The organism is Mucilaginibacter sp. NFX135 (genome assembly GCF_048565145.1).
Taxonomy (GTDB): Bacteria; Bacteroidota; Bacteroidia; order Sphingobacteriales; family Sphingobacteriaceae; genus Mucilaginibacter.
Window position 1 is genome coordinate 1,085,064 of record NZ_CP183412.1, and the last position, 11,804, is coordinate 1,096,867.

At 45.4% G+C, this 11,804-nt stretch carries 9 protein-coding genes; 6 read left to right on the forward strand and 3 right to left on the reverse strand.

Annotated elements, in window-relative coordinates:
• Positions 1 to 4 precede the first annotated feature (4 nt).
• From ACNURT_RS04765 to ACNURT_RS04785, 5 genes are all read left to right on the forward strand, one after another.
• Complete coding sequence (locus ACNURT_RS04765) at positions 5 to 619, forward strand: TerD family protein (RefSeq protein ID WP_370994987.1); 615 nt, start codon at positions 5 to 7, stop codon at positions 617 to 619.
• A 94-nt stretch (positions 620 to 713) separates the two neighbouring features.
• Positions 714 to 1,862: a toxic anion resistance protein gene (locus ACNURT_RS04770; protein WP_419700767.1), complete on the forward strand. Its 1,149-nt coding sequence runs from the start codon at positions 714 to 716 to the stop codon at positions 1,860 to 1,862.
• Positions 1,863 to 2,298: 436 nt separating this feature from the next.
• On the forward strand, positions 2,299 to 3,219 hold the full coding sequence (locus ACNURT_RS04775; protein WP_419700768.1) for a hypothetical protein: 921 nt from the start codon (positions 2,299 to 2,301) through the stop codon (positions 3,217 to 3,219).
• Positions 3,220 to 3,255: 36 nt separating this feature from the next.
• A complete protein-coding gene (locus ACNURT_RS04780; protein ID WP_370994984.1) occupies positions 3,256 to 4,077 on the forward strand; it encodes a TerC family protein in 822 nt (273 codons plus the stop codon).
• Between the two features lie 122 nt (positions 4,078 to 4,199).
• Positions 4,200 to 4,667: a phosphatidylglycerophosphatase A gene (locus tag ACNURT_RS04785; RefSeq protein ID WP_419700769.1), complete on the forward strand. Its 468-nt coding sequence runs from the start codon at positions 4,200 to 4,202 to the stop codon at positions 4,665 to 4,667.
• A 645-nt stretch (positions 4,668 to 5,312) separates the two neighbouring features.
• Here the strand turns inward: ACNURT_RS04785 and ACNURT_RS04790 are convergent.
• The 3 genes from ACNURT_RS04790 to ACNURT_RS04800 form a co-directional block, all read right to left on the reverse strand.
• Positions 5,313 to 7,037 carry a GMC oxidoreductase gene (locus ACNURT_RS04790; protein WP_419700770.1) on the reverse strand — a complete coding sequence of 575 codons (1,725 nt, stop codon included), beginning with the start codon at positions 7,035 to 7,037 and terminating at the stop codon, positions 5,313 to 5,315.
• Positions 7,038 to 7,122: 85 nt separating this feature from the next.
• Positions 7,123 to 7,854 carry a 6-phosphogluconolactonase gene (locus ACNURT_RS04795; RefSeq protein ID WP_419700771.1) on the reverse strand — a complete coding sequence of 244 codons (732 nt, stop codon included), beginning with the start codon at positions 7,852 to 7,854 and terminating at the stop codon, positions 7,123 to 7,125.
• Positions 7,855 to 7,859: 5 nt separating this feature from the next.
• Positions 7,860 to 8,945, reverse strand: coding sequence for a Gfo/Idh/MocA family protein (locus tag ACNURT_RS04800; RefSeq protein ID WP_419700772.1), 1,086 nt, complete (start codon positions 8,943 to 8,945; stop codon positions 7,860 to 7,862).
• A 376-nt stretch (positions 8,946 to 9,321) separates the two neighbouring features.
• Between ACNURT_RS04800 and ACNURT_RS04805 the strand changes: the two genes are divergently transcribed.
• A complete protein-coding gene (locus ACNURT_RS04805; protein ID WP_419700773.1) occupies positions 9,322 to 11,700 on the forward strand; it encodes a glycoside hydrolase family 3 C-terminal domain-containing protein in 2,379 nt (792 codons plus the stop codon).
• Positions 11,701 to 11,804: the final 104 nt, after the last annotated feature.

The following is an 11,804-nucleotide window of genomic DNA, read 5'->3' on the forward strand; positions in this document are numbered from 1 at the left end:
TATTATGGCTATCAATCTTCAAAAAGGACAAAGGATAAGTCTGGAGAAAAGTAACGGCAGCAAATTGCAAACGGTTTGTGTAGGCATTAACTGGGGCGCTATTGAAAAGAAAGGCCTGTTTGGTTTTGGTACCACAAAAGAAGCTGTTGATTTGGACGCCAGCTGCGCTTTATATGACGATAATAAACAACTGATAGATGTGGTTTACTTCGGTCACCTGAAATCAAAGGATGGCGCGGTAAGGCATAGCGGTGACGATTTAACCGGCGATTTATCCGGCAACGACGGTCTGGACAATGAAGTGATCACTGTTGATCTGTCTGGCCTCAGTGCGTCTGTAAGCTATGTGGGTTTTATCCTCAATAGCTTCCGCGGGCAGGACTTTGGTACTATCCCGTTTGCGTCTATCCGCATATACGAGGGTACCCCAACCCGGGTAAACGAAGTATTTGCGACTTATGATATAGCGCATAGTAAAGATTTTGCAGGCCATGTATCCATGGCGATGGGCGTATTTTACAAAAAGAACGGCGAATGGAAATTTAACGCCATTGGTGAACCAACCCGCGACAGGAAACTGGAAGAGTCGGTGAAAACCATGGCACAAAATTATTTATAGGTAGCGAGGTTTGTGGATCGTGGTTCGCGTACTATTTAATACGAACCTCGCAACACGAACCACGATCCCGAAAAAAACATTAAAACTCAATACAATGGAAGGCACACCAGGAAATAACGAACTAAATATAACACCGGTTAATTTAGATATTAATCCGGCCCCGGCTACTAATGCCAATACGCCAGCAAAATTGCTGGATAAGGAAGGTAATGTTGATTTAGCCAATATTACCCCGGCCGAGGTTCAAAAATATGGCGAAGTAGCCAAAGCACTCGATCCAAAGGATGTAAACTCTATCCTAAATTACGGTACAGAAGTGCAAAACTCAATGGAAAAGTATAGCAATACTTTCCTTACTTCGGTACGTACCTATAACTCGGGCGAGGTTGGTGGTTTGATCAATGAACTGCTTACCGAACTGAATTATATTGATGTAGATGAGCTGAACCAGAACGCGTTCACTTCGTTTATATCGCATATCCCCTTTATGAAAAAGCTGGTGGTTGATGCCAAAAAGCTTTTCCAGAAGTATGATACCGTAATTAACAATATCGATAAGATCACCAACAAGATCAAAGCCGGTCGCGTTAATTCATTAAAAGATAACAGCTCGTTGCAAACCATGTTCGATAGCAACGTAGGCTACATCCACCAGATGGAAGAGCTGATTATTTCGGGCCAGTTAAAATACAACGAACTAAGCGAGCAACTGGCACAAATGGACGCCAATCCATCGGCCTATAATGATTATGAAATTGCCGATCTGCGCGATTTTGTAAACCGTTTAGACAAACGCCTGGCCGATTTGAAAGTGGTGCGTTTTATTATGCTGCAATCGCTGGCGCAAATACGCGTGGTGCAAAGCAACAATACTACCATAGCCGAAAAAGCACAGTCTATCGTATCTACCACAATCCCGGTTTGGAAAAACCAGCTCACTATTGCCGTGGCCCTGAACCGTCAGAAGGAAAACGTGGAGATGCAGAAAAAGATCTCGGACACCACCAACACCATTTTGCAAAAGAACGCCGAACTGCTGAAACAAAACAGTATCGACGTGGCCAAGGAAAATGAAAAGACCGTAGTATCGCTGGATACACTGAAAAAAACAACCGCGTCGCTTATTGAAACGCTTACCGAGGTTAAACGCATTCACGAAGAAGGTACCGCCAATCGCAAAACCCTCAACACCGAACTGCAAAACCTGGAAGTGGAACTAAAAAAAACGGTTACTAACGCGTAGTTAAAAATATAAAACACGCGTCATTGCGAGGTACGAAGCAATCTCTACATAAACAGGTCAAATCTGCTCTGTACAGCATAGAGATTGCTTCGTACCTCGCAATGACGTATTTCTTATTATCCCCATCGTCTGTGTCCTCACAGACGATTTGCATTCCAGGGGTATTAGTTGCCAGTGAGGACACAGGCATCGGGTGCAGGTTTTTTGTGAATTCTACTCCATCGTCTGTGCCCTCACAGACGATTTGCATACCGGTGGTATTAGTTGCCTGTGAGGACACAGGCAAGGGTGCGGACTAAAAAGTATTTCTAAAGCCCTCTCCTTTGGAGAGGGTTGGGTGAGGCTGTTTATTTTCGTAAATTTACAGCTGTTAAAAATTTGAGGTCGCCATTTGATGGATGAAAGCAGGTTAAATATTTTAAATCAGTCAAACCGGATGCTCAGTAAGCTGCAATTGCTTTCTGTTTTTTTCGGCGATGATATCATTTATAAAATATACCTGCGCAGCCAGGTGATCCACAAGCTTTTTGAAACCAACCCCGAGCTGGATATCAACAAGCTTGATCTGTTTCACCTGCAATTTACCCAAAGTCTCATCGATCTGCTCCGCAAGATCAAAAAGAACAACGAAACCAACGTAAGCCTGCTTTTTGACGAGATTCAGATCAACAAGGAAATGATCGACAGGCTGAACGATCCTTATTATACGCAGGCAAATTTCAACCTCGAAAAACAACGGCAGGCGCTAAAGGTCAATCTGTCGTTGCGGAAGTTGTTCCAGGTACTATCAGATAACTCGACTGATAACCCGCTTTCAAAAAACATTAACGCGTTCAGCTCCCGGTTTGCGGCCGACTTTTTTTATCCCATCGCCCCTGAACTATTGCAGGAGATAACAGCCTATAACGATAAGGACGTTTACACCGATGAATATGCCACCATTCAGCGCAAGCTGATGGGCGTTTTGTGCAAGTATGAATTTAGAACCGAGTTTTATTGCGGATTGAAGGCTGGCACCCAGGTAGCGGAAGTATATAAGTTTGTGAACGACGACCGGTACTTTATCTATTCCCTGTCCGACAATCTGTTCGTGTTCCTGGATATCGCGAAGTTAGCTGGCATCGACATGACTAATAATATGTCGAAAAAGGAAAAACTGGTACACGAGTTGCGGGATAAAAACGATAAGCTGGAGGGTAATGCCGCCGCCATGAAAGCGTTTATGCCTGCCGAGATCAAAAATCTATTGGCTGATAATTATAAAAAGATATCGGATATAAGCTTTATGGAAAATATCAGCAATATTGATGTGCAGGCCAATATTTTAAAAAGCATGCTGAATACCGATTTAATTTAGTTTATTTAACCCGAAAATTAACTCCTTACCTGTTATATGGATTTCTTACACACCATTCTGGGCCCCGATATTAAAGCCGGTTTGCTCATCATTTTAAACCTGATCGTGATCGAGAGCTTGCTCTCTGTTGATAATGCCGCAGTGCTGGCTACTATGGTTTTGGATCTGCCACCCAGTCAACGTAAAAAAGCCCTGCGCTATGGTATCATAGGCGCTTATGTATTGCGTGGGGTATGTTTGTTTTTAGCGGCCTGGCTGGTAAAAATATGGTGGCTAAAACCTATCGGCGGCTTATATCTGCTGTACCTGAGCTTTAACTACTTTAAGGGGAAAATACAAGCAGCCAATAACGATGGCGGAGAAGAAGAGGTGGATAAAAGCAAGAACTGGCTGTACCGCTCAACCGTGGGCGTGTTTGGCGTGTTTTGGGCTACCGTAGCTTTAGTAGAGCTGATGGACCTGGCCTTTTCTATCGATAACGTATTTGCGGCCGTGGCCTTTACAGACCACGTGGTGTTGATATACATTGGGGTATTCATTGGCATACTGGCCATGCGTTTTGTGGCCCAGGCCTTTGTAAAGCTGATGGAGAAATTTACCTTTTTGGAGACCGTTGCCTTTATTGTGATCGGCGTGTTGGGTATTAAACTATCCGCATCATTGTATGTACACTTTAATGAAACGTCATCTTTCTCCAAATTCATGGAGAGCGAAAAGGCCGATATCTTCACCTCGGTATTTACTGTGGGGATATTTATAATCCCGGTGCTCACATCGCTCTTATTCAACTTTCCCAAAAGGCACACCATCGAACCGGAAGTAGCCGAAGCAGCCGAAGATGTGCTGGATAAGCAATAGAGATGTTCATTGGTTTATTAGCTCATTGGTTCATTAGTATTAAATCGGCAACAATGCTGGCTTATACCGTTAAAACCAATGAACCAATGAACCAATGAACCAGTGAACCAATGAACTAATAAATGATGAACATCAATAAAATAATAGCCTCCATATTTGGCATCGGCTTTTTAAAAGGTGGCGGTACCTATGCAGCTATAGTAACCTGTGGATTTATCTGGTTGTTATGGCAAAGCCCGGTATTACAAAACCCCTGGTACCTGTTTGTGATCACCATTGTAGTAACCCTGCTGGGTGTATACGTAAGCAACAAAGTAGAACCTGATTGGGGCGAAGACAGTTCGCGGGTGGTAGTTGATGAGGTTGCCGGTATGCTGATAGCCGTGGTATTTGTACCCATGAACCTGTATACCCTGATCGGCGGACTTGTCCTGTTCCGCTTTTTTGATATCGTAAAACCCCTGGGTATCCGCAAAATGGAAGCCTTGCCCAGCGGCACCGGCGTTATGATGGATGATGTGCTGGCCGGCGTTTACTCCAATATACTGGTATGGGTAGGCTACCTGGCGTGGCTTGCATTTGTAAAATAATGTTTTTAATTCCCTCCCGTTGGGCTACTGTGTGTACACATCTTTTCAATGCACTAATAGTTAAAAAGAGCTGCTCCAGAGGAGCAAAATGTCGGTAGAAATAATAAAATTCAATCCTCTTTTAGTACTGTAGGTACTCACCTAACCTGGTTCAAGTCTCTTGATGCGCCATTATTTGACCTGCAAAGTTCAATAGTGACGTACTTACGGCACGTAAACTTCTTTTGATTCTATTTCTACCGACATGAAACCCCTCTGGGGTTTATCAAAAAGATGTGTCAACACAGTAGCCCCACAGGAGAGGCGCGCCGGATTGTGTTTTGGCAGGGAGGGGTTTATGCGTGTGATAGAAACCCTGTCATGCTTATGAAACCCCTACACCCCCTTCCCGCAATGTCATTAAGTTAAGGATACTCCATAGGAGTAAAAGCTTTGTAGAAAACAAACAACAATCATTTAGCATGCCGTAGGTATGCAACCTGGGTATAGTACCTACGGCACTGATTTGATAACCTACATTTTTTCTACAAAGCTTTAACCCCGATAGGGTTTGCAAAAATTTCTTAACTTAATGACATTGCCCCTTCCCGAGGGAAGGAATTGCACACACCCTTGCTTTTAATCTTTAATTCGATCTGATGTTAGCTACAAATTCCCTTTCCTGATCTCTTCCACCGCATAGTTAGCCGCCCTCGCAGTCAAAGCCATATACAATATCGACGGACTTTGGTTGCCGGTGCTGGTCATGCAGGCGCCGTCGGTTACAAATACATTTTTGCACTGGTGTAGTTGGTTCCATTGATTAAGCAGCGAGGTTTTGGGATCCTTACCCATGCGCACACCGCCCATTTCGTGAATGTCGAGGCCGGGGGATTGTTTGTTTTCATGTTTTTCGATGTTTTTGCAGCCGGATTTTTCCAGCATTTCGGCGCTTTGGGTTAAAAAATCCTGGATCATGCGTTCATCATTATCATCATACTCCACAGAGGTGATCAACAGTGGGATACCCCATTGATCTTTCTGGTCTTTACTTAGGCGCACATGATTGCTTTCTTTGGGGATGGTTTCACCCTGCAGGTACATGTATACCTGCCAACCTCCAGGTTCGGTTAAGGAATCTTTATAGTCGCCGCCAATTTCACCTGCAGGTTTTTCGGCTGGGTGTTGGTTACGATACGCACCCATAAAAGTAGTAAAGCCTCCTTTGTAATCGGTTTCCTGCCGGTGCAGATTACGGTAATTAGCCAGGATCAGTTCTGTAGGGTTGCGGCCAAAGTAGTACCGGTCTAAAAAACCGTCCATGCTGGCAGTTACCGATGCCCGGTAGTTTTGGAAGGCCACATATTTACCCAATAGTCCGTTATCATTGCCCAGGCCATTAGGGAAACGTGCTGAGGTGGAATTCAGCAGGATGAGATTGGTGTTTAGCGCGGAGGCATTCATGAAAATGATCTTCGCTTTATATTCCATCACCTCTTTGGTGTTGGTATCTATCACTTTAACACCTGTGGCCTTGCCCAGTTTTTCATCATAAATAACAGAATGTGCCACAGAAAATGGCCTGATGGTGAGGTTACCCGTACGCTTAGCCCAGGGTAGTGTAGAACTTACCGAACTAAAATAACCACCGAACGGACAGCCGCGCATACATAGATTACGGGCCTGGCATTTACCACGCCCCTGATCCAGGTGGAGTTGACCGGGTTTGGTTAAGTGAGCCCAGCGCGCGTGTACCAGGTGGCGGTCGGGATAGTTTTCACTAATCTTTTTGCTGATCACCTCCTGCACGCAATTCATATCAAACGGTGGCAGAAACTCCCCATCGGGCATGGCTTCAATACCATCTTTATTACCGCAAACTCCAATGAATTTTTCTACGTGCGAGTACCAGGGCGCCACATCATCATATCCAATAGGCCAGGCAATGCCATAGCCAAAACGTTCGGGATTGGTGAACTCATATTTGCTCCAGCGCTGGCAGGCACGTCCCCATGTCAATGATTTACCGCCAACCTGGTAACCCCGGATCCAATCGAAGGGTTTTTCTTGGATGTAAGGATGGTCCTTATCTTTGATAAAAAAATGCGCGGTGTCTTCACCAAAACCCGCTGCCTTGCTGATGAGCGGATTCTCTTCCAGAAACTCCCTGGCCATTTGCCCGCGGTGCTTAAACTGCCAGGGATCCATAGTAGCGGTTGGATAGTCTTTGTTGTGCTCTACATTACGGCCGCGTTCCAGTACCAGCGTTTTTAAACCCTGCTCGCACAGTTCCTTAGCGGCCCAGCCACCACTAATGCCCGAGCCTATAACAATGGCATCATAAGTTAAATGATCTGCTGTTTGCTGTAATTTTTCGGGTGGCTTTGACATGGGCTTTATGAGTTATAATTAAAAACTATTGTTTGATTTTTATACTATAGATTTTATATATATGGCTGTGTGGCCTATCTGCATCTTACTCCTTATTTAACTTTTCTGCTACACCATGATCTAAAAAGATTTGCGCGTTGGGCAGGGTTTGAAAGATAGAAGCAGGCACATCAATCGTTAACGGGCCGTTCAGGGCCTGAGCTATGATGCCCGCCTTTTTCGCACCGCTGGCGATCAGTACCGGTGTCCGCGCTTCGGCTAAATGACGCAGGCCTAAGGTGATCCCTTCTGTTAATTGTGGTTGCTGTGTGAAATATTTTTTGGCTACATCGATAGTTACAGGCGCTAATGCAGAATGATGCGCATAGGTATTAAAATCTGTGCCGGGCTCATTGAGTCCGATATGCCCGTTCATACCAATGCCCACGATCATCATATCCAACCCTCCGAGATCCTGGATGTGTTTGTTCATTTTTTCACATTCTCCATCAAGATCGGCAGCTTTAGCATCGAAAAACCTCACCTGCGCTGGCGCTATCTTTAATTTTGAAAAGAAATGCTGATGCAGGTAATGACTGCAACTGCCTTCATTATTTTTATCCATACCCACCCATTCATCCAAACCCACAAAATGAGCCTGACTAAAATCTATTTTTCCCGCTTTAGCATATTGCACCAGGAACTTAAACATCCCGGTAGGTGATTCGCCCGAAGGGAAACAGATTAATGAACCGGGTTTCTGTTTTATCTGCCGCCAAACCCAATAAGCCGCCGCGGATGATAACGAATCGTAATCTTTATATCGCTGTATATTCATGGCGCTTATTGATGGTTTAGCCAAAGGTCGATAGGTTTGGCTACTTGAGCCGAGAATGGCAGGTGTATCTTTTTGCCCTGTCCTGCCGAGGCATAGGCCGCGTAAATGATCTCCAGTACAGCCCGACCGTCTTCGCCGGTTACCAGCGGAGTTTTATCATGGCGAACACAATCAATAAAATGTTTAAGCTCATGCGGATAGCCCTGGTTAAAGGCCTCCTCAAAAATGGTAAAGCTCCAGCCCTTGGAAGTATCGGCCTTTTCCATGGCATAGCCATACCCTTCGCGGCTGTAGGTTACCGCAGCATTGCCCATAAACAGGTCGGCATAAATTACGCCCCCGGTACCGTATATCTCACAACGGTCATCCATACCGCCATGTTTGGCCCAGCTGTTTTCGGCTACAGCTGTTACGCCGTTCTCAAACTCCACAATAATTACGGAGTTATCCTCACCTTTGGTACGGCCTTTATGAAATACGGTGCTCATGGTGGCGTATACATTGCTCACTTTGGCATGATTAAGCATCCACCTGAACCAGCCCAAAGCATGGCAGCCCATATCCATAATAACCCCGCCGCCGGCCAGGTTTATATCATAAAACCAATCGCTGTGCGGGCCGGAATGTTTTTCGCCCTGTTTCAGCATAAAAACTTCGCCCACGGCGCCATCCTTTACCAATTGCCGGGCCCGCTCATATTTTGGGGCGAAGCAGAGCTCTTCGGCGTACATCAGCTTTACATTATTGGCTTTGCAAACGGCTATCATCTCGTCGGCCTCTTCCAATGTTACGGCCAGCGGTTTTTCAATAATGATGTGCTTACCAGCATTAGCCGCTTTGATGGTGGCTTGCGCATGCAGGTAATTGGGCAGGCAGATATCCACCACTTCACAGTCTGATTCGGCAATGAGCTTATCAATATCATCAAACCACTGAGGTATCTTGTATTTTTCGGCAAAGGCTTTGGCTTTATCCGGATTGCGGGCGTATACGGCAACCACTTCGGCTTCGGGTATAAAGCGATGGTATGATTCCATGTGGATATCGGTAATAAAACCGGCGCCAAGTATGGCTACTTTGGTTCTGTTCATGGGCATAATTAGGTTAAATAGCTCAGGAGACGCATGTAATGCGTCTCTACAAAAAAATAGCACGTAGAGACGCATTACATGCGTCTCCTATTTAAATTTTATTCTCAACGCTTGTGAGCGAAGCACTGTTAGGTCTATTCAAGATTAAGGAATTAAATACTAAATCAAAAATAAATTAAAGTTTAAAAAAGGATTTAGCATGACACAGAACAGTCATTTATGAGCCGTGGCCTGGCATCATAATTTATTTGCGGGCCGCAACATTTGGTTTTATAAAAGTTAATACATAGTATTGTGTATTATTGACACAATGATTGTTATCTGCTGTTAATAAGATATTTATAACCAATAAGTACTCCAAACCTTTTTAAATTTTATGAGGACAAGCTATAAATTAAGCCTTGCGCTGATGCTGTCATGCGCTGCTGGCAATTTCCACACTATTGTGCAGGCGCAAAGCAAACAAGTGCCGCAATTGCGTGCCAATAACGTAAAGCAGATCATAGCTGCTATGACGCTGGAAGAAAAATCGAAACTGGTAGTAGGCATGGGCTTTAAAATGCCCGGTATGCCGCCGCCATCAAAAGATAAGATGAATGAGCCGATCGATATCGGCGGGTTCAAACTGCCCCCATCTGATCCGGATGCTTACAATATACCCGAGAAAGTGCCCGGCGCTGCTGGTCGTACCCATGGCATTCCCCGTTTGGGCATCCCATCCATGACCGTGTCTGATGGGCCTGCCGGTTTAAGGATTGAACCGATACGCAATGGCGACAAATCAAAAACATACTATGCTACTGCCTTCCCGGTGGCAACCCTGCTGGCATCAAGCTGGGATACCGAACTGGTGAACAGAGTAGGTATAGCCTTTGGTAACGAGGTGCGCGAGTACGGAGTGGATATCCTATTGGCCCCCGGCTTAAACATCCATCGTAACCCGCTGGGCGGCCGTAATTTTGAGTATTACTCAGAAGACCCGCTGATTGCCGGCAGCATGACGGCTGCCGTTGTAAACGGTGTGGAATCAAACGGCGTGGGCACATCCATCAAGCATTACGCGGCCAATAACCAGGAAACTAACCGTAACAGCATCAACACTATTGTAAGTGAAAGGGCCATGCGCGAACTGTATCTGCGCGGATTTGAGATAGCGGTGAAAAAGGCTCAACCCTGGACAGTGATGTCGTCCTATAACAAGATTAACGGGACTTTTACTTCGCAAAGGCACGATCTTTTAACCACTATCCTTAAAAAGGAATGGGGCTTTAAAGGATTTGTGATGACCGATTGGTTTGGCGGTGCCGACCCTGTAGCGCAAATGAAAGCAGGTAACGACCTGATCATGCCGGGCAGCCCGAGTCAATCAGCCGCCATTGTGACCGCGGTTAAAAATGGTACGCTGGATATTAATCAGTTGAATGCCAATGTAGAGCGCATCCTTAACATCATTATCAAATCGCCATCATTTACCAAATACAAGTATTCTGATAAGCCCGATCTGGCGGGCCATGCCAAAGTAGCCCGCGAGGCCGCGGCACAGGGTATGGTATTGCTAAAAAATGACGACCATGCTTTGCCTTTAAAAGGAGCTAAAAGGGTAGCCGTGTTTGGTAATACTTCCTACGATATTATTGCAGGCGGTACCGGGAGCGGCGATGTTAATAAAGCGTACACCATATCACTGATGCAGGGTTTGGCTAATGCCGGTTATAAGTTGCAAGAAAAACTATCAAAAAGCTATACGGGTTACCTGGCCGAGATGAAGCTGAAACAGCCTAAGCCTAAAAACTTTTTTGATCACCCGGCGCCTATCCCCGAAATGGATGTAACCGGCATTGTAGCCGATGAAGCCAATGGCGCTGATGCCGCCCTGATTACGATAGGCAGAAATGCCGGTGAGGGTGCTGACAGGAAACTGGAGAATGATTTTTACTTATCCGACGCGGAAAAAGGGATGATCAAAACCATTGCAAGCGCTTTTCATGCCAAAGGTAAAAAAGTGACCGTGGTGTTAAACATCGGCGGCGTAATTGAAGTAGCCAGCTGGCGCGACGAGGTTGACGGTATTTTACTGGCCTGGCAACCTGGTCTGGAAGCGGGTAATGCCATTGCCGATGTGCTGAGCGGTAAAGTAAATCCGTCGGGCAAATTAGCTACCACTTTCCCGGTTGATTATAAGGATGTGCCATCGGCCAATAATTTTCCGGGTACACCTGCCGATAAACCCGAGCAGGTGGTTTATGAAGAGGGGATCTACGTAGGTTATCGCTATTACGACGCGGCCAAAGTTAAACCGGCTTATGAGTTTGGCTATGGCTTGTCATACACTAATTTTAAGTTTAGCGGTCTGAAACTGAGCTCGGCCAGTTTTGCCAATAGCATTACAGCAATGGTAACCGTAAAAAACACGGGCAATGTGGCGGGGAAAGAGGTAGTGGAGCTATACTTGGCCGCTCCTAAAAAAGATCTGGACAAACCCGAGGATGAACTGAAAGCTTTTGGTAAAACCCGCTTGCTGGCTCCTGGTCAGTCGCAAACGTTGAGTTTTGTGATCAAGGCTGCCGACCTGGCTTCTTTTTATACCGACAGGCAAGCCTGGATAGCAGATGAAGGTAAATATGAGGTGAAAGTTGGTTCGTCATCAAGAATGATCGAAGAAAAAGCAACCTTTAAACTGGCCAAGGATATTACGGTAGAGAAAGTGAACAAAGCCCTGATGCCAGAACAAACTATCAAGGAACTGAAACTGTGAGTAAGTTTATAGAGTCAAGAAGTAAGAAACAAGAGATAAGATAAACACTTGCCGCGCTGTCCGAAGTCTCTGACTTCGGACGACTACGTGGGTAGTTTGAAACT